This is a genomic window from Chromobacterium sp. (assembly GCF_041912965.1).
Taxonomy (GTDB): domain Bacteria; phylum Pseudomonadota; class Gammaproteobacteria; order Burkholderiales; family Chromobacteriaceae; genus Chromobacterium; species Chromobacterium aquaticum.
The window spans coordinates 21088-42210 of sequence record NZ_JAYSGF010000010.1 but is presented as its reverse complement, the minus strand read 5'-3'; the positions used below and the strand labels follow the sequence as shown (position 1 = coordinate 42210).

General features: G+C 65.5%; 21 protein-coding genes and 1 tRNA gene. 4 read left to right on the top strand and 18 right to left on the bottom strand.

The genetic code is table 11. The features are described 5' to 3' along the window. Positions 1-83: 83 nt before the first annotated feature. The 13 genes from ACE3QM_RS07365 to ACE3QM_RS07305 form a co-directional block, all read right to left on the bottom strand. Entirely contained in the window at positions 84-1004 is a 921-nt protein-coding gene (locus tag ACE3QM_RS07365; protein ID WP_374421245.1) for a DMT family transporter, read from the bottom strand. A gap of 247 nt (positions 1005-1251) precedes the next feature. Further along, entirely contained in the window at positions 1252-2742 is a 1491-nt protein-coding gene (locus ACE3QM_RS07360) for an NAD(P)H-hydrate dehydratase (protein ID WP_374421243.1), read from the bottom strand. 196 nt (positions 2743-2938) lie between these two features. Beyond that, positions 2939-3574 carry a flavin prenyltransferase UbiX gene (locus ACE3QM_RS07355; protein ID WP_374421241.1) on the bottom strand — a complete coding sequence of 212 codons (636 nt, stop codon included), beginning with the start codon at positions 3572-3574 and terminating at the stop codon, positions 2939-2941. Between the two features lie 19 nt (positions 3575-3593). Next, positions 3594-4436 carry an RNase adapter RapZ gene (gene rapZ, locus ACE3QM_RS07350; RefSeq protein ID WP_048408728.1) on the bottom strand — a complete coding sequence of 281 codons (843 nt, stop codon included), beginning with the start codon at positions 4434-4436 and terminating at the stop codon, positions 3594-3596. Beyond that, entirely contained in the window at positions 4417-5373 is a 957-nt protein-coding gene (hprK, locus tag ACE3QM_RS07345) for an HPr(Ser) kinase/phosphatase (protein ID WP_019104261.1), read from the bottom strand. The genes rapZ and hprK overlap by 20 nt, the downstream gene beginning before the upstream one ends. After that, positions 5366-5827: a PTS IIA-like nitrogen regulatory protein PtsN gene (gene ptsN / locus ACE3QM_RS07340; RefSeq protein ID WP_374421238.1), complete on the bottom strand. Its 462-nt coding sequence runs from the start codon at positions 5825-5827 to the stop codon at positions 5366-5368. Before ptsN ends, hprK begins: the two co-directional genes overlap by 8 nt. A gap of 121 nt (positions 5828-5948) precedes the next feature. Continuing rightward, a complete protein-coding gene (hpf, locus tag ACE3QM_RS07335) occupies positions 5949-6263 on the bottom strand; it encodes a ribosome hibernation-promoting factor, HPF/YfiA family (protein ID WP_019104259.1) in 315 nt (104 codons plus the stop codon). 67 nt (positions 6264-6330) lie between these two features. Then, positions 6331-7755, bottom strand: a complete 1425-nt coding sequence (locus ACE3QM_RS07330; RefSeq protein ID WP_048408730.1) for an RNA polymerase factor sigma-54 — start codon at positions 7753-7755, stop codon at positions 6331-6333. 3 nt (positions 7756-7758) lie between these two features. Then, positions 7759-8487 carry an LPS export ABC transporter ATP-binding protein gene (gene lptB, locus ACE3QM_RS07325; RefSeq protein WP_048408731.1) on the bottom strand — a complete coding sequence of 243 codons (729 nt, stop codon included), beginning with the start codon at positions 8485-8487 and terminating at the stop codon, positions 7759-7761. Further along, on the bottom strand, positions 8484-9035 hold the full coding sequence (gene lptA / locus ACE3QM_RS07320) for a lipopolysaccharide transport periplasmic protein LptA (RefSeq protein WP_048408732.1): 552 nt from the start codon (positions 9033-9035) through the stop codon (positions 8484-8486). The genes lptB and lptA overlap by 4 nt, the downstream gene beginning before the upstream one ends. Beyond that, on the bottom strand, positions 9025-9594 hold the full coding sequence (lptC, locus tag ACE3QM_RS07315) for an LPS export ABC transporter periplasmic protein LptC (protein WP_048408733.1): 570 nt from the start codon (positions 9592-9594) through the stop codon (positions 9025-9027). The genes lptA and lptC overlap by 11 nt, the downstream gene beginning before the upstream one ends. Next, the gene (kdsC, locus tag ACE3QM_RS07310; RefSeq protein WP_048408734.1) at positions 9591-10115 is read right to left on the bottom strand and encodes a 3-deoxy-manno-octulosonate-8-phosphatase KdsC; all 525 of its coding nucleotides are present in this window, start codon (positions 10113-10115) and stop codon (positions 9591-9593) included. The genes lptC and kdsC overlap by 4 nt, the downstream gene beginning before the upstream one ends. A gap of 25 nt (positions 10116-10140) precedes the next feature. After that, on the bottom strand, positions 10141-11121 hold the full coding sequence (locus ACE3QM_RS07305; RefSeq protein ID WP_048408735.1) for a KpsF/GutQ family sugar-phosphate isomerase: 981 nt from the start codon (positions 11119-11121) through the stop codon (positions 10141-10143). Between the two features lie 119 nt (positions 11122-11240). Between ACE3QM_RS07305 and ACE3QM_RS07300 the strand changes: the two genes are divergently transcribed. After that, on the top strand, positions 11241-13214 hold the full coding sequence (locus tag ACE3QM_RS07300; RefSeq protein WP_048408736.1) for a cation:proton antiporter: 1974 nt from the start codon (positions 11241-11243) through the stop codon (positions 13212-13214). A gap of 77 nt (positions 13215-13291) precedes the next feature. Here ACE3QM_RS07300 and ACE3QM_RS07295 read toward each other — a convergent pair whose 3' ends face one another. The 4 genes from ACE3QM_RS07295 to ACE3QM_RS07280 all read right to left on the bottom strand — a co-directional run bounded on the left by ACE3QM_RS07295 (position 13292) and on the right by ACE3QM_RS07280 (position 17669). Next, on the bottom strand, positions 13292-15442 hold the full coding sequence (locus tag ACE3QM_RS07295) for an AsmA family protein (RefSeq protein ID WP_374421235.1): 2151 nt from the start codon (positions 15440-15442) through the stop codon (positions 13292-13294). Positions 15443-15506: 64 nt separating this feature from the next. Continuing rightward, a tRNA-Gly gene (locus tag ACE3QM_RS07290) sits at positions 15507-15580 on the bottom strand. A 111-nt stretch (positions 15581-15691) separates the two neighbouring features. Continuing rightward, complete coding sequence (locus ACE3QM_RS07285) at positions 15692-16171, bottom strand: SRPBCC family protein (protein WP_231465023.1); 480 nt, start codon at positions 16169-16171, stop codon at positions 15692-15694. 43 nt (positions 16172-16214) lie between these two features. Further along, the gene (locus ACE3QM_RS07280; protein ID WP_374421233.1) at positions 16215-17669 is read right to left on the bottom strand and encodes a PLP-dependent aminotransferase family protein; all 1455 of its coding nucleotides are present in this window, start codon (positions 17667-17669) and stop codon (positions 16215-16217) included. Positions 17670-17786: 117 nt separating this feature from the next. On the opposite strand from ACE3QM_RS07280, the gene ACE3QM_RS07275 reads away from it, so the two are divergent. After that, positions 17787-18860 carry an FAD-binding oxidoreductase gene (locus tag ACE3QM_RS07275; RefSeq protein ID WP_374421231.1) on the top strand — a complete coding sequence of 358 codons (1074 nt, stop codon included), beginning with the start codon at positions 17787-17789 and terminating at the stop codon, positions 18858-18860. A gap of 36 nt (positions 18861-18896) precedes the next feature. Then, on the top strand, positions 18897-19589 hold the full coding sequence (locus tag ACE3QM_RS07270) for a M24 family metallopeptidase (RefSeq protein ID WP_374421229.1): 693 nt from the start codon (positions 18897-18899) through the stop codon (positions 19587-19589). Between the two features lie 18 nt (positions 19590-19607). Here ACE3QM_RS07270 and ACE3QM_RS07265 read toward each other — a convergent pair whose 3' ends face one another. Continuing rightward, positions 19608-20084: a nuclear transport factor 2 family protein gene (locus ACE3QM_RS07265; RefSeq protein WP_048408741.1), complete on the bottom strand. Its 477-nt coding sequence runs from the start codon at positions 20082-20084 to the stop codon at positions 19608-19610. A gap of 189 nt (positions 20085-20273) precedes the next feature. Between ACE3QM_RS07265 and treR the strand changes: the two genes are divergently transcribed. Continuing rightward, a complete protein-coding gene (gene treR, locus ACE3QM_RS07260) occupies positions 20274-20981 on the top strand; it encodes a trehalose operon repressor (RefSeq protein WP_374421226.1) in 708 nt (235 codons plus the stop codon). Positions 20982-21123: the final 142 nt, after the last annotated feature.

Genomic DNA, 21123 nt, shown 5'->3' with positions numbered 1-21123 from the left:
GGCAGTTCTGGCGCGAATACCAAATCCGGTTGCGGCGGCTAAGCGCGTGTTCGCAATCTTGCTCGCGCGGTGTTGAGCAGGTTCTAAGCACCGCCGTCCGCGCTCAAGGGCGCGGCGGATCGGGCGCGCGGCGCCAGCTTTTGCAGCGCCAAACCGCTCAGGATCAGGCCCAGGCCGATCAGGGTGGACGGCAGGATGGCTTCGCCGATGATGAAGTGGATCAAGGCCAAGGACAGCAGCGGCGACAGGAAAATCAGGTTGGCGATGCGGGCGGTGCTGGGGGTCAGCTTCATCGCCGTCAGCCACAGGACGAAGGTGAAGCCCATCTCGAAGGCGCCGACATAGGCGGCGCCGGCCAGCCCCTGCCAGGCCACCGCGCCCAGCTGCCCGCTATAGGCGCACCAGGCCAGGCTCAGCGGCAAGGAGAAGGCGAAGTTCAGCGTCAGTCCGATGACGGGATCGCGCGCGTCGCGCGCGTTGAAAATCCAGTAGCCGGCCCACAGCAGGGTGGAGGCCAGCGCCAGCGCCACGCCCTGACTATCGGAAAAATGCAGTTGCAGCAATTGGCCGCGGGTGCCTATCACCAGCACGCCCAGATAGCAGACCAGCGCGGCGGCGATGTCGCGGCGCTGCAGCTTCTGCTTGAGCAGCGGCACCGCCAGCAGGCTCATGGTCAGCGCCCAGGTGTAATTGATGGCTTGGGCTTCCTGCGCGGGCAGCAGCGCATAGGCCTGAAACAGTATCAGATAGTACAGCGCCGGGTTGACCGCGCCGAAGATCAGCGAGCCGCGCCAGTGTCGTCGCAAGGCCGGCAGCAATTCCGGCAGCCGGCCTTGAACGGCGAGCAGGCCCAGCAGGCAGAAGAGGGAGGCTGCGCTGGCGTAGAGCACCAGTTGGGCCGGGCTGAGGTGGGCGAGGCTGATCTTGAACGCGCTGGCCACCGTGGACCAGGCAAGCACGGCGGCGAGACCGTAGGCATAGGCTTTCGATTGCGACTTCAACATGTTTCCCTTGGCGTTGCAGCCCGCTTACGGCTCTTGCGGCGACGCGGATGCCGATAGCGCGTAAACAGGCTTTGAACAGAGCGGCCCGCGCGGCGTGATCTCACGGCCGGGCCGGCGCGATGGCCCATTCTAATGCAAACAGGGTGCGCCCGCGCGCGGCTGGGGTCTGGGGTGGAAGGGGGGAATCGGCGCGGCGCTGGTCTAGGTGGGAGGAGAGGGCGCAGCGCCGCGGACGGTGAGTGGATTGCTAGATGGCCTGTTCCTGCGCGCCTTCCTGCAATAGCCGGTTCAGCATCAGGCTGGCGCGCCAGGCGGTGTCGGAGGCGGACAGGCCGATGGGGCCACCGGTTTCCATTTCGAAATCGTCGCCGGCCAGGCCGTGGATGTGCACCGCCAGGCTGGCGGCTTCGAACGGCTCCATGTGCTGGGCCAGCAAGGCGGCGATGATGCCGGTCAGGACGTCGCCCTGGCCGGCCACCGCCAGCGCCGGGCCGCCGCTGGTGTTCAGATGATAGAAACCGTCCGGGCCGACGATCAGGCTGCCGGCGCCCTTGAGCACCACCACGCAGTTGAAGTGGTTGGCCAGCCGGCGCGCGGCCAGTAGCCTGTCCTTCTGCACCGCCTCGGTGCTTTGTCCCAGCAGGCGCGCGGCCTCCGCCGGGTGCGGAGTCAGCACGGTGCCGGCCTGGCGCTTGGCGATCAGCGCGGCGGCGGCATGGTCGTTGGCCAGCAGATTGAGCGCGTCGGCGTCCAGCACCAGCGCCTGCGGCCGCTGTATCGCTTCGCTCAGCAGGCGGCCGGCCGGTTCTTGCAGACCCAGGCCGGGGCCGACGGCGAGCACGTCGGCGTCGGGCAGGGCGGCGGGGTCATCCAGCGCGGAGATCATCAGTTCCGGCGCCACCGGATCCACGGCCAGCCGTCCATCCAGCGGGCAGACTTGGACTTTTCCGGCGCCGCAGGCCAGCGCGCTGCGTCCGCTCAGCAGCGCCGCGCCCAGCATGCCCGGTGCGCCGCCGATCACGCAGACGGTGCCGAACAAGCCTTTGTGGCTGTTGCGCGGCCGCAGCAGCGCGCGGGCGTTCGGCTGGTTGATGCAGCCGTCCGCCGGCGGGATCAGCCGCGGCGGGCAGTCCAGCAGCTCCAGTTCCACATTGCCGGCCAGGTCGGCGCCGGCGGCGCTGAACAGGCCGGGCTTCTGGCACAGAAAGGTCAGGGTGTGGCTGGCCTGGATCGAGGTGTTGGCCGGCACGCCGGAGTAGGCGTCCAGGCCGCTGGGGCAGTCCAGCGCCAGGATGGGGCTGCCCAATTGGTTGATGCGATCGATCAGCGTGGTCCATTCCAGATCGAAATCCCGGCTCAGGCCGACGCCGAACAGACCGTCCACCACCAGTTGCGGCGCGCGGTAGTCGCGCGGCAGATCGAACATCACATGGCCTTGCGCCTGCTCCAGCTCGTGCAAGGCTTCCGAGGTGGCCGGGCTGGTGGGCTGAGTCGGCACCAGCACGTCGACGCGGAAGCGGCGGCGCATCAGTTCCAGCGCCGCGTACAGCGCGTCGCCGCCGTTATTGCCGGGACCGGCGCAGATCAGCAGCCGCGACGCGCTGGGCAGGTGGTGGCTGACCCAGTCGGCGGTGGCCATCGCCGCGCGCTGCATCAGGTTGTAGCCGGCGTCGTTGGCCTGGCGCTCGAGTTGGCGCAGGGCGTCCAGGCTGAGAATGCTTTGGTCTTGTGTTGGCATCTCGATGCTCCTCCTTAGAACCTGTTCAAAGCCTGTTGCGCTTCGTGAGACGTGGCACGGTGAGTGCCACTTCGAAATGCTCATGTACCACGTGTACATTCAGCTTTCTCAGCGGCTTTCGCCTTGTCTCGCTCTTGCTCGCAAGATCGTGAACGGACTCTTAAAGACCGGGCCGCAAGCGGCGCGCGGTGGCTGGCTAGGGCGCCGTTGGGATATTCGGGCTTGCTTCGCCCCAGCGCGGCGTCAATTGATTGTCGATGTGCAACTGGTCCAGGACGCGGGCCACGACGAAGTCGATCATGTCGTCCACGGTCTTGGGATGAGTATAGAAGCCTGGAGATGGTGGCAGGATGACAACGCCGAGACGCGCTAGCTTGAGCATGTTTTCCAGGTGAATGGCGGAGAACGGCGCCTCGCGCGGCACCAGCACCAGCTTGCGCTGTTCCTTGATGCTGACGTCGGCGGCGCGTTCGATCAGATTGTCGCTGCTGCCGTGGGCGATGGCGGCCAGCGTGCCCATCGAGCAGGGGCAGACCACCATGGCGTCGGCGGGGTTGGAGCCGGAGGCGACCGGCGCGAACCATTCTTCGCGGCCGAATACCGCCAGCTGGCCCTCGCGCGCGCCGCTGCGCCGCATCAGCCATTGCTGGGCCTCGGCCGGGCGCGACGGCAGGGTCAGATCCATTTCCTGCTTGGCCACGACTTGCGCGGCTTGCGAATACAGCACCCAGACGCGGATGCCGGCGGCGATCAGGCAGTCGATCAGCCGCAGCCCATAGGGCAGGCCGGAGGCGCCGGTCAGCGCGACGGTGACGGTCTTGATCGCACGCATGCGGGTCTCCTGTGAGCGCTCAGTTCTGGCGGTAGAGCTGGCGATGGCGCACCAATACCTGCTCGGCGGCGAATAGCCGCGACAATTGTTCGATGATGTAGACCGAGCGGTGCTGGCCGCCGGTGCAGCCTACAGCTATGGTCAGATAGCTGCGGTTTTCCATGCTGAAACAGGGCAGCCATTTGGCCACCATCTGCTGGATGTCCGTCACCATCTGCTGCACGGCCGGGGTGTGCTGGAAGAAATCGATGATGGGCTGATCGCGACCGGTGAACGGGCGCAGCTGAGGGTCGTAATAGGGATTGGGCAGGCAGCGCACGTCGAACACGAAATCGGCGTCCTGCGGCAGGCCGTGCTTGAAGCCGAAGGATTCGAAGATCAGCGTCAGTCGGCTGCTGTCGGCGTCGACCAGTTCGCGCACCCAGCTGCGCAAGGCGTTGGCGGACAGCTCGCTGGTGTCGATGCGGGTGCCCAGCTCCATGATCTCGGCCAGCATCTCCTGTTCCAGGCCTATGCTTTCCTCCACCGTGACGTCGGCGCCGGACAGCGGGTGGCGGCGGCGGGTTTCGGAGAAGCGCTTGACCAGGGTGGCGGCGGTGGCTTCCAGGAACAGCAGTCGCACGTCCACGCCCTGCGCCTTCAGCTTTTCCATTTCCGCCGGCAGCGCGCCCAGCGACGGGCCGGAGCGGGTGTCCACGCTGATGGCGATCTGCTCATAGCCGTAGTCGGCGTACAGCGACATCGCCTCGTGTAGCATGGTGGCCGGCAGATTGTCCACGCAGTAGAAGCCGGCGTCTTCCAGCGCGCGCAGCGCCACCGACTTGCCGGAGCCGGACAGGCCGCTAATCAATATCAGGCGCATTTTCCTGGTCTCTGAGGAAGTTGGTGTGGCGTTCGATGAATTCGCGGGTGCTGTCGATGCCGCGCAGCTGCAGGATGTAGTTGCGCACCGCGGCCTCCACCAGCACCGCCAGGTTGCGGCCGGCGGCCACCGGCAGCACCACCTTGCGGATGGTGACGCCGATGATGTCCTGGGTTTCCGACTGGATATTCAGTCGGTCCAGCGCCTGCATCGCCTGGTCGTTGGCCTTGACCAGGTGGATGATCAGCCGCAGCACCTTCTTCGGCCGCACCGCGGTCTCGCCGAAGATGGTGCGGATATTGAGGATGCCCAGGCCGCGCACTTCCAGGAAGTCGCGCAGCAAGGGAGGGCAACGGCCTTCCAGCGTGTCCGGGCCGATGCGGTACAGCTCCACCGCGTCGTCGGCCACCATGCCGTGGCCGCGGGAAATCAGTTCCAGCGCCAGCTCGCTCTTGCCCATCGCCGAATCGCCCATGATCAGCACGCCGATCTCGAACACGTCGAGAAACACGCCGTGCAGCACGGTGGACACCGCCAGCGCCCGCGCCAGATAGATGCGCAGCACATCCATCAGGTAGGGGCTTTCCAGCTTGGTGGTCATCAGCGGGACGTTGTGGGTGTGGCAGTAGTCGCGCAGCAGCTTGGGCACCGGCTGGTCGTTGGCCACCATCACCACCGACATGCTCTTGTGGAACAGCTGGTCCAGCGCGGTCTTGGCGGCGGATTGCTCCAGCCGGTTCAGATAGTCCACCTCGGCGAGGCCCAGCACCTGGACCCGGTTGGGGTGGATGAAATTGAGGTGGCCGACCAGCGCCTGCGTCGGGCGCTGCTCGTCGTTGCCTATCATATTGTCGGCGCCGCCGGTGCCCGCGACCCAGGTCAGGTTGAGCTTCTGCTGGTTTTCCTGGTACAGCCGGCGGACGCTGATGCTAGGCATTGGGCACCCAATTATTGAGCAGCTGGTAGAGCTCGTCGCGCGCGGCGGTGCCCAGCATCTGCTCGCGCATCTGGCGGCTGGAGAATAGCTGGGCCAGTTCGGACAGCACTTGCAGATGCAGATCGGTCGCCTGTTCCGGCACCAGCAGCACAAACAGGCACTGCACCGGCTTGCCGTCGGGCGCGTCGAAGGGGATAGGGGTTTTCAGGCGAATGAACACGCCCATCGCCTCCTTCAGGCCGCGCGCGCGGCCGTGCGGAATCGCCACGCCCTGGCCCAGGCCAGTGGAGCCGAGTTTTTCGCGGGCGAACAGACAATCGAAGATTTCGCTGCGCGCGATGCCCCGGGTATTTTCAACCAAGAGGCCAACTTGCTCGAACACGCGTTTCTTGCTGGCGACATCGAGGTCGAGCAGCACGTGTTCGGGAGTCAGGATTTTGCCGATGAGGTTCATATTGGATTATGCATGCGGCTGAGAAAAACCCGGCAATTCTACGTTGCCTTGATAGTACTGAAAACGGGCAAGTGCAAAGAAAAGCGGGAACCCGCAGGCTCCCGCCTTCCAGATCAAGGAATTACAGGCTGGCTTCGGGGGCCGGAGCACGGTGTTCAGACTGCTTTTCCTTGTGTTTCAGCACTTGACGGTCCAGCTTGTCGATCAGCAGATCGATGGCGGCGTACATATCGGACTCGGTGGCTTCCACGTGGATGTCCTTGCCGGACAGATGCACGTTGACTTCAGCTTTTTGCACCAGTTTATCAACAGACAGAGTAACGGAAATGTCGATCACATGGTCGACATGACGAGTAACGCGCTCCATTTTGGTTTCGACGTATTCGCGCAGGGCGGGAGTTACTTCCAGATGCAGTCCAGTTACTTTGAGGTTCATACCCTAGCTCCTTCTGGTGTTGACAGTCCGGTCGGGTCGGCCGGATCGCTGTATTCTGCCGCCGGGATCACAGCGTCTTGCGCTGGTTGACCGGCGGTATCTGCATGGCTTCACGATACTTGGCTATCGTGCGTCTGGCAACTTGTATTCCCTGCTTGGCCAGCGCTTCGACCAGGGCGCTGTCGGACAACGGTTTGCTTGGCGCTTCGGCGTCGATCAGGCTGCGGATATGGGCCTTGATCGCGGTGGCCGAGCACTCGCCGCCGCTGTCGGTTTCCAGCGAGCTGCCGAAGAAATACTTGAGCTCGAACAGCCCGCGCGGGCACAGCAGGTACTTTTGGGTGGTGACTCGGGAAACCGTGGATTCATGCAGGCCCAGCTCGTCCGCGATATCGCGCAGAATCAGCGGGCGCATGGCCACTTCACCGTGTTCAAAGAACGATTGCTGCCTGTCAACGATAGCTTCCGCCACTTTCAGGATAGTGTCAAATCGCTGCTGGATGTTCTTCACCAGCCATTTTGCTTCCTGCAGCCGCGAGGACATTTCGCCGTTGCCGCCGCGGTTTTCCGCCAGCAAGCGCGCGTACATCTGGTTGACGCGCAAACGCGGCACGGCGCCGCCGTTGAGCGTCGCCACCCAGCGTCCCTTGCGTTTTTTGACCGAGACATCCGGAATCACGTACTGGGTGTCGCTGGCGCCGAAACCGGCGGTGGGGCGGGGGTTGAGGCGGGCGATCAGCGCCTGGGCGGCGCGCAGCGCGGCGTCGTCCACGCTCAGCAGTTTCTTTAGCCGGGTGTAGTCGCGATTGCCGAGCAAGGCCAGGTGATCACGGACGATGGCCAGCGCCAGGCCGCGCTGCGGCTCGTCCGGGTCCAGCCGCTGCAGCTGCAGCGCCAGCGCTTCCGGCAGCGAGCGCGCGCCGACGCCGGGCGGATCGAACTGCTGCAGCAGGCGCAGGCCTATCATCAGCTCGTCGGTTTCGACTTCCAGCTCCAGCGGCAGATGGCTGGCGATGTCTTCCAGTTCCTGGCTCAGATAGCCGTCGTCGTCCAGTTCTTCGATCAGCAGCCGGACGATGGCGTGATCGCGCGTCGGCAGCGCCACCTCGCCCAGCTGCGCCAGCAGGTGTTCGCGCAGGCTGACCGGGCAGGGGACGTTGAGCATAGGGTCCAGCTCATCGTCGCCGTCGCCGCGGCGTGCGCCGCTGCCCCAGTCGCTCAGTTCACCGGCCTCGCCGCCGCGCTCGGCCTCGTCGCCGCCGCTTTCTTCGCGGCTTTCCGCCGGGCCGTCCTGCTCCTGACTGGCGGCGCTGTCCGGCGTCTCGCCCTGCGGCGCCTCGTCGCCGCGCTCAAGCAAGGGATTGTCCAGCAGGAAGCGTTCGACCTCGGTCTGCAGGTCGAGCGTGGACATCTGCAGCAGCTTGATCGACTGCTGCAGCTGCGGCGTCAGGGTCAGCTGCTGCGATACCTTGAGCTGAAGGGTCTGTTTCATCGCTTACAGGTGGAAGTGTTCGCCAAGATAGACTTCGCGCACCTTCTCGTTGTTGACCAGTTCTTCCGGCTCGCCGGAGGCGAGCACCGAGCCTTCGCTGATGATGTAGGCGCGGTCGCAGATGCGCAGGGTTTCGCGCACATTGTGGTCGGTGATCAGCACGCCGATGCCGCGCTCCTTCAGGAAGGAGATGATTTTCTGGATGTCGATCACCGCGATCGGGTCGACGCCGGCGAAGGGTTCGTCCAGCAGGATGAAGCGCGGCCGGGTGGCCAGCACGCGGGCGATCTCCACGCGGCGGCGCTCGCCGCCGGACAGCGACAGCGCGCTGCTGTCGCGCAGGTGGCCGATGTTGAGGTCGTCCAGCAGCAGGTCCAGCTCTTTTTCCAACTCCTTGCCCTTGAGGCCGGACACTTCCAGGATGGCTGCGATGTTTTCCTCCACCGTCATGCGGCGGAAGATGGACGCTTCCTGCGGCAGATAGCCCAGGCCCAGCCGCGCGCGGTGGTGGATGGGATAGTGGGTGATCACCTGGTCGTCGAGGCGAATCTCGCCGTCGTCGGCGCCGATCAGGCCGACGATCATGTAGAAGCTGGTGGTCTTGCCGGCGCCGTTGGGGCCGAGCAGGCCCACCACTTCGCCGCTGGCGATTTCCAGCGCCACGTCCTTGACCACGGTGCGTTTCTTGAAGCGCTTGCGCAGGCGCTCTACCTTGAGCACGCTTGGCGTCATTTGGCGGCTCCGCTGGCGGGTTTGGCCGCGGCCGGCTGCGAGGCGGCGTTCTTGGGCTGCAGGATCACGGTGACGCGGCCCTTGTTGGGACCGGTGGCGGTGCCGCCGGTGACCTGGTAGGTCTCGTTCTGGGTGTTGTAGGTGATCACATTGCCCACCACCAGGTCGCCCTCGCGCTTGACGCGGGCATTGCCGGTCAGCACCGCGAGATTGGCGGCGCTGGTGTAGTCGAGGCGGCTGGACTGGCCTTCCACCCATTCGTTCTTGCCGTCCATCTTCTGGCGGAAGGTGACGATGCGGCCGGTGGCCACCAGGGTCTGGTTGCCTTGCTTGTCCTGGGTGGCGACGACTTTGTCGGCGTTCAGGCGCAGCGTGCCCTGGATCACCACCACATTGCCCTCGCAGGTGGACACGCCCTTGATCTGGTCCATGGTGCAGCCGTTGTCGCTGGTGATTTCCAGCGGCTTGGTGCGGTCGGCCTGCTCCGCGTGGGCGAAGGAGGCGGCCAGCGCCAGGCTGGCCAGCAGGAGACGGAACTTATTTTTCATAAACGATCTTGGTGTGAGACAGCAGGTTCAACAAGCCTGTCTGTTGCTGGTAAACGAAACCCACGGAATTGCCGTGCGACTTGCCATGATAGAACACGGTGGGCGCGGCGGAGCGGGCTATCTTTTTGGCGGTGTCGACATGCATGGCGCTGGTGACGACCTTGGTTTCCGGCTTGTCCGCCATCGGCGGCTGTATCATCACCGCCTTCTTGTCGAAATAGGCCTGCTGGGTCTTGTTGTTGTAGCGGCCGACATCGCCGGTCAGCTGGTATTGCAACACGCCCTGCTGGTATTGGTAGAGCTCGGGATTTTCGAAGAAGGCGTCGTCCTTGCCCGGGTATTGCCACATGCGGGTGGCGATCAGCCGTTCGTTGAGCTTGCCTTGCGGGTCGAAGCGCGAGGCGGTCAGGTGCTCGGCCACGTATTCGGGCTTGTCCGGGTCCAGTTCGCGGCGATTGCTGTCCCAGCGCGACACCTGGTCCAGCCACACGGTCAACAGGCCGGTCAGGCCGACCAGCAACAGCGGGAACAGCCGGTGGGAGCGCAGCAGCCGGATCATGCCAGATACCTTGCCAGGATGGCGTCGAAGGTGCCTTGGGCTTGCATGATCAGTTCCGCCAGCTCGCGCACCGCGCCCTTGCCGCCGGAACTGCCGGTGACATAGTGGGCGCGCTGGCGCACCAGGGCCGGCGCTTCCGGCACCGCGACGGCCAGGCCGACGCGGGTGATGATGGGCAGGTCGATCAGGTCGTCGCCGATGAACGCGCATTCCTCGGGCTGTAGTTCCAGCCGCTCCAGCAACTCGTTCAACGCGACTTTCTTGTCATGCACGCCGCCATAGTAATGGTCGATCTGCAGCGCGCGGGCGCGGTGTTCCACGCAGCGGTCGGCGCGGCCGGAGATGATGGCCAACTGGACGCCGGTGGATTGCAGCAGGCGCAGGCCCAGGCCGTCCTGCACATTGAAGGATTTGCTTTCCTCGCCGTGGGCGTTGTAGTAGATGCGGCCGTCGGTCATCACGCCGTCCACGTCCATGATCAGCAGCTTGACCTTGCGGGCCTGCTCGAAAATGCTTTGCATGCTTGTCCTTGCTAATGTCGGCGACTCAGATCACGCCGGCCTTGAATAGATCGTGCAGATGCAGCGCGCCTATCAGCTTGTCGCCTTCATCTACGACCAGCAAGCTGGTGATCTTGTTCTGTTCCATCAGGAATACCGCCTCGGTGGCCAGTTTCTTCGGGCCTATGGTGCGCGGCGAGCGGCTCATCACCTGATCGATGCTCAGATCGTAAAGATTGGCGGAGCGCTCCAGCGTGCGGCGCAGGTCGCCGTCGGTGTAAACGCCCAGCAGGGTGTCGTCGTCGGCGCAGATGGCCAGCATGCCCAGGCGCTTGCGCGACAGCTCCAGCAACGCGTCCTTCAGCGGGGTGCCCGGCGCCACCCGCGGCAATTCATCGCCGCTGTGCATGATGTCGGATACGTGGACCAGCAGCTTGCGCCCCAGGCTGCCGCCCGGGTGGGACAGCGCGAAATCGCCCTGGCCGAAGCCGCGCGCGTCCATCAGCGTCACCGCCAAGGCGTCGCCCAGCGCCATCTGCACCGTGGTGCTGGTGGTTGGGGCCAGGCCCAGCGGACAGGCTTCCTTCTCCACATGAGCGTCCAGATGGATGTCGGCCTCCTGCGCCATGGTGGAGCCTTCGCGGCCGGTCATGCAGATCAGGCGCACGCCCTTGCGTCGCAAGGCCGGCAGCAGCGCGATGATTTCGTCGCTCTCGCCGGAGTTGGACAGCGCCAGCACGATGTCCTGGGCGGTGATCATGCCCAGGTCGCCGTGGGCGGCTTCGCCCGGGTGCACAAAGAAGGCCGGCGTGCCGGTGCTGGCCAGCGTGGCGGCGATCTTGCGCGCCACGTGGCCGGACTTGCCCATGCCGGTGATCACCAGGCGTCCGGCGCTGGCCAGGATCAGGTCCACGGCGGCGAGAAAATCGCCGTTCAGGCGGCGGGACAGCGTGGTGAGGGCTTCGGACTCTATCTGCAGGACTTCCCGGGCCAGTTGGAGCCGGGACGGAGCTTGTACTTTTTCCATAATTCGAAAGTATATCAAAGGTTATAATCGCTGAACGCAGGCTGGTGCATCTTTTGCTTGGCATGTGTTAAAAATTGCAGTCTTTTCCCTTTCTCTAGCTTCAGGAGCCCCGCCGCGCGATGCATTCGTCACTAGCCCCTATCGTCTTGGTTCTGCTGGCCGCGGTGCTGTCGGTGACCTTGTGCCGCAGCCTGAAAGTGCCGGCCATGCTCGGTTATCTGGTGGTGGGCTTTCTGACCGGCCCCGGCGTGATGAATCTGATCCCGCAAGGCGAGGAAACCGCCTTTCTCGGCGAAATCGGCATCGTTTTCATGATGTTCTCCATCGGCCTGGAGTTCTCCCTGCCCAAGCTGCGCGCGATGCGGCAGCTGGTATTCGGCGTCGGCTTCGGCCAGGTGGCGGCCACCATGCTGCTGGTGGGCCTGGCGGTGGGCTGGCTCAGCGGCAGTCCGTTGACAGGCTTCGCCGTCGGCGGCGCGCTGGCGATGTCGTCCACCGCCATCGTCAGCAAGCTCTTGAACGAACGCCTGGAGTTGAACCAGGCCCACGGCCAGCTGGCCATCGGCGTGCTGCTGTTCCAGGACATCGCGGTGGTGCCCTTGCTGATCCTGTTCCCGGCCTTCGCCGGCGGCAGCGATACCTTGTGGATGGACCTGGGCCTGGCGGCGCTGAAGGTGGTGGTGGTGCTGGCCTTGCTGCTGTTCTTCGGACAGCGCCTGCTGCGGCCGTGGTTCCATCTGGTGGCGCGCCAGCGCTCCGGCGAGCTGTTCATGATCAATGTGCTGCTGGTGACGCTGGGCGTGGCCTGGCTGACCGAGTTGTCCGGTCTGTCGCTGGCCTTGGGCGCCTTCGTCGCCGGCATGCTGATTTCGGAAACTGAATACCGCTATCAGGTGGAGGAGGACATCCGGCCGTTCCGCGACATCCTGCTGGGCTTCTTCTTCGTCACCGTCGGCATGAAGCTGGAACTGACGGTGCTGTTCGAGCGTTTCGGCGAAGTGCTGCTGATGCTGGCCCTGCTGCTGCCGATCAAGGTGGCGGTGGTGTTCGGCGTGGCGCGCGGCTTCCGCCACAAGTCCAATGAGTCCATGCGCGCCGCGCTGGCGCTGGCCCAGGGTGGCGAATTCGGCTTCGTGCTGCTGGCGCTGGCCCTTAACCTGCACCTGGTGCCGGCTGGCACCGCTCAGGCGGCGATCGCCGCGATTCTGATCTCGATGCTGATCGCGCCCTTCCTGATCCTGTACGGCGACAAGATCACCCGCCGCTTGATCAAGCAGGACTGGATGTTCCAGGCGCTGGACCTGCACCACATGCTGGTGGAGAGCATGTCCAAGAACGATCACGTGGTGATCTGCGGCTACGGCCGCAGCGGCCAGGCGCTGGCGCGCTTGCTGGAGGCGGAGGAGATTCCGTTCTTCGCGCTGGACATGGACCCGGAGCGGGTGCGCGAGGCCGGCGAGGCCGGAGATCCGGTGGTGTTCGGCGACGCCGGCAAGCACGAGGTGCTGGTGGCGGCCGGCTTGATGCGCGCCAAGGCGGTGGTGGTGACTTTCGCCGATACCCACGCGGCCTTGCGTATTTTGAGTTCGGTGGAGCATGCGCGGCCGGGGCTGCCGGTGATCGTGCGCACCGTGGACGATAGCGATATGGATCAGCTGCGCCACGCCGGAGCCGACGAGGTGGTGGCCGAGGTGATGGAGGGCAGCCTGATGCTGGCCTCGCAGGCGCTGCTGGTGGTCGGCGTGCCGCCGAGCCGAGTGGTGCGCCGCATCCGCGCGGTGCGCGAGGAGCGCTACGGCCTGTTCCGCGGCTTTTTCCGCGGCGCCAGCGACGAGGGCGAGGGCATGGACGAGGCGCTGGTGCCGCGGCTGCAGAGCGTTCAGGTCTGCACCGGCGCGGCGGCGGTGGGCCAGCCTTTGGCCAGCCTGCATCTGCGGGATCTGGGCGTGGAATTGAAGGCGATCCGCCGCCAGCGGGTGCGGCGCACCGATTTCGACGACAGCTTCGAGGTGGAGCAGGGCGACGCGCTGGTGTTGCTGGGCACGCCGGAGCAGCTGGCGTTGGCCGAGTACCGGATTCTACAGGGGGAATAAGGTCCGGCGGGCGAACGTCGAACGGCCCTCGCGGCGTGAGCCGCGGGGGCCGTTCGTCTTGATGCTGTTGTCGGGCGTTAAGGCAGGATGGTGGTGATCTGCTTCTGCAACTGCTGCTTCAGCGCCTGCTGTTTTTCCACCTCGGTCTTCTTGCCCTTGACCATGGCGTTGAAGTCCAGCGCGTAGACCGGCGCGTTCAGCGGGCCGGTGATCTTCAGCGGCACGTTGACGCCCTTGAGGCGGGCGAAGGCCAGCGGGTTGGCCTGCACGTCCATGGTGTAGTCGACGATGCTCTGCTTCAGGTCTATCTTGCCGCCGCCGCCGACATTCATCAGTTGCGAGGCTAGTTTCAGGTCCTGGCTGCGCGCCACGCCCTTGTCCAGGCGGAAGCTGCTGGACAGTGTGGCGAAGGTGGTTTTCTGGTCGTTCTGCGCGGCGCTGTTCCACTCCTTCAGCTCGGCCGGCAGGTTCTTCAGCGCCGCCACCAGGTCGATGCCGGTCAGCGCGCCGTTGTTCAGGCTCATCTGCACATTGCCGCTCAGGGTGTTGCGTAGCTGAGCGAAGGATTTGCCGTCGGCGTTGATGTCTATCTTGCCGTTGCCCTTGCCGTCCAGGCGGCTGAAGTTGAACAGGTCCACCAGCAGGGGACGGATTTTCATGCCCTGCAGCGTCTGGTTCACCTTCAGCTGCGGCACGTCGCGGCGGCTGAGGCTGGCGTCGCCCTGCAAGCGGCCCTCGTAGATGTCGGCCGACATCTGGTCCAGTTCCAGTTCGCGAGGGTTGATGCGCACATTGCTGCTGATCTGCTTGACGCGGAAGCGCCCGACAGCCAGTTCGCCAATCGCCACCTTGCCGGTGAGGTCGAACAGGTCCAGCCAGTCCAACGGGATATCGCCGGTGTTCTGGAAGATGGCCACCGGATCGCCCTTGCTTTCCGGCAGGTAGCGGTTCAGGTCCAGCCGGCCCACCGATACCGTGGCCTCGTGGCGCGGCTTGATCAGGCCGTACTGGCTGACGGTGACCGCCAGGTCGGAACCGTCCATCTTGCCGGCGACGCGCAGATTGAAGCGCGGTTCGTCCAGATCGCCGTCGAGCGCGCCGTCCATGGTGGAGACCAGCTTGCCGCGCGGCAACAGCGGGGTGGTGATGGAGGAGGTCAGCGCCAAGGGCTGCATCCGCAATTGGTTCATGCCGGCCAGCGACAGCGGCGCGTTGAGCTTGACATTGACCTTGGTGGAGCCGGCAAGCCAGTTGAAATCGCCGTGCAGCTTGTCGGCGTACAGGCCGGCTTCGTTGAGCTTGAGGTTTTCCAGCGTGGCTTCCAGTTGGTACTGGCTGCGCGCGTAGCTGAGCTTGGCGCTCAACTGGCCGGAGGGCATGGTGAATTCGTCGAAGCTGGCGTTGATCTGCGGCAGGGTCAGATGGACTTCGCTGCTGGGGCGCTCGCTGCTGAAGGCGAGCGCCACATTGCTGCCGGTGGCTTGCAGCGTGGCGAAGTTGAGCTTGTACTGTCCGCTGATGGTGAGCTTGCTCTCGCCCAGGCCCGGCAGCTGGGTCATCGCCACCGCGTCCAGTTCTTCCAGGCTGACCTGGTCGTCCTGGATGGACAGCGGGGTGTTGACCGCCAAGCGCACCGGGCGCGAACCCTGTTCCAGAATGGCCCCGGCGCTGAGGCTGGCGCCCCCCAGCAGGTTGTCGGCATCCAGGCTGATGCTGGCGACGCGGCTGTCGGTGCGGGTCATCTGGTCGGACAGCACCAGGGTGCCCTCGCGTATCTTCAGCGTGTCCAGCTTGATGGAGAAACTGCTCTGGCTGTGGCGCTGGAACAGATCGGCGATGGACAGCCGGCCTTCCTGGTCGCGACTGATATTGGCGCTGGGACCGTACAGCGCCACCGAGCGCACTTCGCGGTTGCCGAACAGCAGCGGCCACCAGCCCAGGCCGACACGGAGTTCCTCGACGCGGGCGAACGGCGTTTGTTGTCCCGGCTCGGAGACGGAAAGCTTCTCGATCTGCACGCCGGGGGATGGGAATAGAGTGGGGGTGACGCGGCCTTCTATGCTGATCACGCGACCGGTGTCTTGCAAGGCGTGCGACAGTGTGGTGCGCACCTGGGCTTCGTCGAATTGCCAATAGATCAGCGATTGCACCAAGACGGCCACCGCCAGTAGCGCGGTGAGGCTGTAAACAGCGATACGTAGCCACAGCCGGCCGGAATTCAATTTCATTGGTGGGTGCTCGGATGGGCCATGCCGGCGGATTGATCTAGGTTACTTGATTGCGGAAGCGGACTGGAGCGGGTGAAGGGAATCGAACCCTCGTCGTAAGCTTGGGAAGCTTCTGCTCTACCATTGAGCTACACCCGCGCGTTTTCGGCTAGAGCGCCCGAATGTAGCGTTTTTTGCCCGGCTTGGCAAGGTTTGGCGGCGGCGCGCGGACGTCGCCGCGCTAAGGGCTTGATAAAAAAGAGCACGGCTTCAAGCGCCGGCGCGCAGCCTGCCGAGCAAGGCTTCCAACTGGTCGGTGGCCTGGCCCCAGCCGCTGGCGAAGCCCATCGCCTCATGCTCGCGCAGATCGGCTTCGGTCCAGTGCAAGACCTCGGCATGATAATGGGTCTTGCCGTCGCGGGGTTGGAATTCCAGCGTCACGGTCATGAAGGGCTTGGCCGATGGCAGCCACGCTTCGGTGTAGGCGTCGGTGAACACCAGGCGGCGTCCAGGCTGCACTTCCAGATAGACGCCGCGGTTGGGAAACTCCTGCCCGTCGGGACTGCGCATCACCACCAGGCTGGAGCCGCCGGGCCGGACGTCCAGTTCGGCCGCTGTCACCGTCCATGGCCGCGGAGTGAACCATTGGCATAGTAATTCGGGGTCGGTCCAGGCGCGGTAGACCTGTTCCGGCGGGGCGTCGATCAAGCGTTCCAGCGTCAGTCGATAGGGGCCGTTGGCGTGGCTCATGACGTGCCTTTCGGGTGGGGTATCGGCTCAGATTAGTTCTTCGTCATGAGCTTCGCAATCCCGCAGCTGGAATTTGCCGGCGCAGCGCCCGCGCCAGCCGCGCGACGCCTTGCTCCAGTTGTTCCGCTTCCAGCGCGCCAAAGCCCAGGCGCAGCGCCGGAATGTCGCCGCCGTCGCCGCTGAAGGCGCCGCCGGGCAGCGCCTTGACGCCGGCTTCGGCGGCATCGGCCAGCAGGCGCCGCATATCGGTCCACGGCGGCAGTCGCAACCACAGCGCGAGCCCGCCTTCCGGCAGGGTGTAGTTGGCGAGGCCGGCCAGCTCCCGGTCCAACGCGGCGGCCAGCGTTTGCCGGCGCGTGGCGTAGACTCGCAGCGCGCGGCGGATGTGGCGTTTCAGTTCGCCGCTGTGCATCAGTTCCGCCACCGCCAGCTCGGTGACGGCGTTGCCCTGGCGGTCTATCAGCATGATGTCGGCGGCGCAGCGTTCGATGATGGCGGGCTCGGCCACCATATAACCGACGCGCAGGCCCGGCGCCAGCACCTTGGACAGCGAGCCGACATAGATGATGCGTTCGGCGGCGTCCAGGCTGGCCATCGGCAGCACCGGGCTGCGGCTGAAGTGGAATTCGTGGTCGTAGTCGTCTTCGATGATGGTGAAACCGTAATGGCGCGACAGCGCCAGTAATTGCAGCCGGCGTTCGGCCGGCATCATCAAGGTGGTCGGATATTGGTGGTGCGGCGTCAGGTAGACGGCCTTGACCGGCTGGCTCAGACACAGCCGCTCCAGCGCGTCCGGCCGCATGCCGGCCGCGTCCTGCTCCACGTCCAGCGGCCGCGCGCCCAGGGAGCGGAAGGCCTCGCGCGCCGGCGGGTAGCTAAGCGCGTCCAGCGCCACCGCGTCGCCGGGGCGCAGCAGCGCGCGGCCGGCCAGATAGATGCCCATCTGGCTGCCGCGCACCACGCAGATGCGCTCGGCGTCGGCATTGAGGCCGCGCTCCATGTCCAGCATTTCCGCCAGCGCCTGGCGCAGCCCCAGCTCGCCGCGCGGGTCGCCGTACGCCAGCCGTCCGGCGCGGGCGGCGGCGATCAGCGCGCGGCGGTAGGCGCGACCCAGCACATCGAAGGGAATCAGCCGCGAATCCGGCACCCCGTCGCCAAAGTCGATGAAGCGGCTTTCGGCCCTTGTCGTGGCCTGAGCGATGCGCGCTACGGCCGGTGTCGGGCGCGGCGACAGCAGCGGCAGGGTCGGCGCGACGAAGGTGCCGCGCCGCCCCTGCGTCAGCAGCCAGCCCTGCGCCGCCAGTTCCTCATAGGCCAGCACCGCGGTCTTGCGGTTGATCCCCAGTTGCGCCGCCAGTTCGCGGCTGCCCGGCAGCGACGCGCCCGGCGGCAAGCGGCCGCGCTGGATGTCGGCGCTGATCTGCTGAGCGATCTGCAGATGGGCCGGCAGGCCGCCGCTTCGATCCAGGCTCAATTGCAAATCCCATTTGCGCAGCATGCGTGTTCCCCTTGTCGCCGTTTTTATTTCTGGACCATCAATCTTATCAAAACTGGATGTTTTTGCTGGTCCAGTGTCGGCTTAAAGTGGCCGGGACAGATATTCAAGGAGCGGCAAATGACACAACAGGCAAACAGCGGCGCGTGCCGCTACCGGCTGGCGGCGATAGAGCGACTGGGGCGCGAGGTGCGCGGCTTGCGGCTGGAATGCGTGGATGCGGCGCCGCTGCGCTTTCAGAGCGGACAGTTCGTCGCGGTGACCACGCCGGGCGGGCTGCGGCGCAGTTATTCAATGGCGGCCGCGCCCAGCGCCGATGGCGGCATCGAGCTGCATGTGCGTCTGCAGCCCGGCGGCGAGTTTTCCGAATGGCTGCGCTGCGACGCGCGGCCGGGCGACGCGCTATGGCTGGAGGGGCCGCACGGCGATTGCGTGTGGCGCGACGATGCCGGCACGACGCAAACGCTGATGTTGGCGACCGGCACCGGCATCGCGCCATTGCGGGCGATGTTGCAGTCGGGGCCGGACAGGGTTGGGCGGCCGCCGATCGCGCTCTATTGGGGAGGGCGCACCGAGGATGAGCTGTATCTGTTCGACGAGTTGAGGGCCTGGGAGCGCGAGCGGCCGGATTTCCGTTTCGAGCCAGTGCTGTCCGAGGCCGGGCCGGGCTGGAACGGCCGGCGTGGTTTCGTGCAGCAGGCGGCGGCCGAGGATTTTCCCTGTTTGCGCGCGGCGGAGGTATACGCCTGCGGCGCGCCGGCGATGGTCGCCGCGGCCAGGCAATTGCTGACGCGGCAGCGCGGGCTGCCGGAACAGCGTTTCCTGGCCGACGCCTTTCTGGCGGCGACGCCGGCGTCGGTCGCTGCGGAATCGATGGCGCTGCGGGTGCGCGTCGGGGACGGCGGGGACGGCGGGGATCGGCTGCTGGAAGTGGCCGCCGCCGGCAGCCTGATGCAGGCGTTGGCCGCGGCCGGGCTGATGCGCGGCGTCTGCGGCGGGCAGGCCTCGTGCGGCACTTGCCTGGTTCGCGTCGAGCAAGACGGGCTGGCGCGCTTGCCGGCGATGGAGCGCGCGGAGCGTCGGCTGCTGGCGGCGCTGGAGCTGTCGGAGGCGGACGACGGCCGCTGCCGGCTGGCTTGTCAGATCGCCTTGCAACCGTGCTTGCACGGTTTGACGGTGGAGATTTCCGGGTAGGCGACCGCCTGTCCGCATTCAACAAAGGAGCATGAAATGGCAGCAAGCATTGAACAATCAGACTTGGAGGGCGTGGGCCCGGCCTTCGATCCGCAGCAATTGATGGCGGTGCGCGACATGACCCGGCAGGCGATCGCCTTGATCGCCGCGGCGATGCGGCCGGGCATGCTGGAAGAGGACGCGGTGGAGCTGGCCAAGGACATCCTGGCCGAGCGCGGCATGTTGCGCGGCTGGCACGATGTCTACGTGCGCTTTGGCCGCAACACCTTGAAGACTTTCGGCGCGGCGTCCGATCCTGGCGTGCGCCTGGGCGAGGACGATATTTTCTTCATCGACATCGGCCCGGTATGGAAGCAGTGGGAGGGCGACGGCGGCGACAGTTTCGTCACCGGCTCCGATCCGGAAATGGCGCGTTGCGCCGGCGACGCCCGCGCCATTTTCCACGAGGTGAGGCGCAAATGGGCGAGCGAGGGCTGTAGCGGGCGCGAGCTGTACCGCTTTGCCGAGGCCTGCGCCGCCGGCCGTGGCTGGGAACTGAACCTGGACCTGTCCGGCCACCGGCTGGCGGACTTCCCGCACGCGGCCATCCATGACGGGCCGCTGGCGGAGGTGGACTTCACGCCGGCGCGCATGCTGTGGGTGCTGGAAATCCACATCCGCCATCCGTCGCGGCCCTTCGGCGCTTTCTTCGAGGACATGTTGTTGGAGGATGGCTGTTTCGCCGAGTGAGGGCCGCCTAGATCTTGTTTACAAGCCCAACTCGCTCAGGCCGGGATGACCGTCCGGCCTGCGCCCCAGCGGCCAGTGGAACAGGCGCTCGTCCTCGCGGATGGGCAGATCGTTGATGCAGGCGTAGCGGCGCTGCATCAGGCCGTCGGCGGCGAACTCCCAGTTCTCGTTGCCGTAGGAGCGGAACCACTGGCCGCTCTCGTCCCGCCATTCGTAGGCGAAGCGCACCGCGATGCGCGCGCCGTCGTGGGCCCATAATTCCTTGATCAGCCGGTATTCGTGTTCGCGCCGCCATTTTCGGCTGAGGAACTCGATGATCTGCGCGCGGCCGCGCGGGAATTCGGCGCGGTTGCGCCACTGGCTGTCCTCGGTATAGGCCTGGGCCACGCGGGCCGGATCGCGGCTGTTCCAGCCGTCTTCGGCCAGGCGGACCTTGAGCATGGCGCTGTCGCGATCGAAGGGCGGCAGCGGCGGGCGGAGTTCTGGTGCGTGCATGAGGATGTTCCTGTCTGGTGAGGGAAGGCGGCCAGTGTGCGCCGCGCCGGTGGCCGGCGGAATCCCCGCGGCGGGTAATGCTGTGTTGCGCCTGGCGGAAGAATGGGCCGGGCGCGGGCTGGCGCGCCGCCCGCGCTTGAGGCAGACTGCCGGGCTGGGGCGCTCCGCCGATCTTGCCGAATCCACGCCGTGAACAAATACAGCCAAATCTTTTCCGACATCGTCGCCGACATCGACAACCAGCGTTATCAGCAGGGCGACCGCATTCCTTCCGAAACCGAGCTGATGCACAGCTACGAGGCCAGCCGCGGCACGGTGCGCAAGGCGGTGGACATGCTGCAGGAACGCGGCTATGTGCAGAAGATCCACGGCAAGGGCGTGTTCGTGCTGCGCTCCGGCAATATCGAGTTCCAGCTCAGCGGCATCGTCAGCTTCAAGGAGGCTCACCAGCATCTGGGCCGCCGAGTTAGCTCTCGAGTGGCGGAGATGGAGACGGTGCCGGCCGATGCGCAACTGGCGCGGCTGCTGGACGTGCGCGAGAAAACCCCGCTGCTCAAGATCAAGCGGGTGCGCAATATCGACAATGAAAACGTGATCCTGGACATCAATTACTTTATCGCCAGCCTGGTGCCGGGCCTGGATCGCGAAGCCGCCGCCGGGTCTATCTACGACTTCATCGAGCGCCGGCTGGGCCTGAACATCAGTTATGCGCAGCGGGTGATAGAGGCGCAGCCATGCAGCGAGGATGACCGCCGCTACCTGGACCTGAACGGCATGGACCATGTGATCGTGGTCAAGAACCACACTCATCTCTACGATGGCCGTCAGTTCGAATACACCGAGTCTCGCCACCGGCTGGATAAATTCTTCTTCTCCGACGTGGCCCGCCGCAAATAAGCGGCCGGCGTCCCATTCCGCCGCGGCGTCCCGGCCGCGGCGCGGCTTTGTGCCGTTCGCCATTCCCTCCCTTTTGCCGTTGGCCGCGCCATCGCCCTTGTTGCGTTGGCGCTGAGAATATTCTGATTTTCCGCAAACTCGT

Coding starts and splice junctions, on each gene's coding strand:
- ACE3QM_RS07365 (WP_374421245.1), bottom strand. CDS start 1,004: ATGTTGAAGTCGCAATCGAAAGCCTATGCCTACGGTCTCGCCGCCGTG.
- ACE3QM_RS07360 (WP_374421243.1), bottom strand. CDS start 2,742: ATGCCAACACAAGACCAAAGCATTCTCAGCCTGGACGCCCTGCGCCAA.
- ACE3QM_RS07355 (WP_374421241.1), bottom strand. CDS start 3,574: ATGCGTGCGATCAAGACCGTCACCGTCGCGCTGACCGGCGCCTCCGGC.
- rapZ (WP_048408728.1), bottom strand. CDS start 4,436: ATGCGCCTGATATTGATTAGCGGCCTGTCCGGCTCCGGCAAGTCGGTG.
- hprK (WP_019104261.1), bottom strand. CDS start 5,373: ATGCCTAGCATCAGCGTCCGCCGGCTGTACCAGGAAAACCAGCAGAAG.
- ptsN (WP_374421238.1), bottom strand. CDS start 5,827: ATGAACCTCATCGGCAAAATCCTGACTCCCGAACACGTGCTGCTCGAC.
- hpf (WP_019104259.1), bottom strand. CDS start 6,263: ATGAACCTCAAAGTAACTGGACTGCATCTGGAAGTAACTCCCGCCCTG.
- ACE3QM_RS07330 (WP_048408730.1), bottom strand. CDS start 7,755: ATGAAACAGACCCTTCAGCTCAAGGTATCGCAGCAGCTGACCCTGACG.
- lptB (WP_048408731.1), bottom strand. CDS start 8,487: ATGACGCCAAGCGTGCTCAAGGTAGAGCGCCTGCGCAAGCGCTTCAAG.
- lptA (WP_048408732.1), bottom strand. CDS start 9,035: ATGAAAAATAAGTTCCGTCTCCTGCTGGCCAGCCTGGCGCTGGCCGCC.
- lptC (WP_048408733.1), bottom strand. CDS start 9,594: ATGATCCGGCTGCTGCGCTCCCACCGGCTGTTCCCGCTGTTGCTGGTC.
- kdsC (WP_048408734.1), bottom strand. CDS start 10,115: ATGCAAAGCATTTTCGAGCAGGCCCGCAAGGTCAAGCTGCTGATCATG.
- ACE3QM_RS07305 (WP_048408735.1), bottom strand. CDS start 11,121: ATGGAAAAAGTACAAGCTCCGTCCCGGCTCCAACTGGCCCGGGAAGTC.
- ACE3QM_RS07300 (WP_048408736.1), top strand. CDS start 11,241: ATGCATTCGTCACTAGCCCCTATCGTCTTGGTTCTGCTGGCCGCGGTG.
- ACE3QM_RS07295 (WP_374421235.1), bottom strand. CDS start 15,442: ATGAAATTGAATTCCGGCCGGCTGTGGCTACGTATCGCTGTTTACAGC.
- ACE3QM_RS07285 (WP_231465023.1), bottom strand. CDS start 16,171: ATGAGCCACGCCAACGGCCCCTATCGACTGACGCTGGAACGCTTGATC.
- ACE3QM_RS07280 (WP_374421233.1), bottom strand. CDS start 17,669: ATGCTGCGCAAATGGGATTTGCAATTGAGCCTGGATCGAAGCGGCGGC.
- ACE3QM_RS07275 (WP_374421231.1), top strand. CDS start 17,787: ATGACACAACAGGCAAACAGCGGCGCGTGCCGCTACCGGCTGGCGGCG.
- ACE3QM_RS07270 (WP_374421229.1), top strand. CDS start 18,897: ATGGCAGCAAGCATTGAACAATCAGACTTGGAGGGCGTGGGCCCGGCC.
- ACE3QM_RS07265 (WP_048408741.1), bottom strand. CDS start 20,084: ATGCACGCACCAGAACTCCGCCCGCCGCTGCCGCCCTTCGATCGCGAC.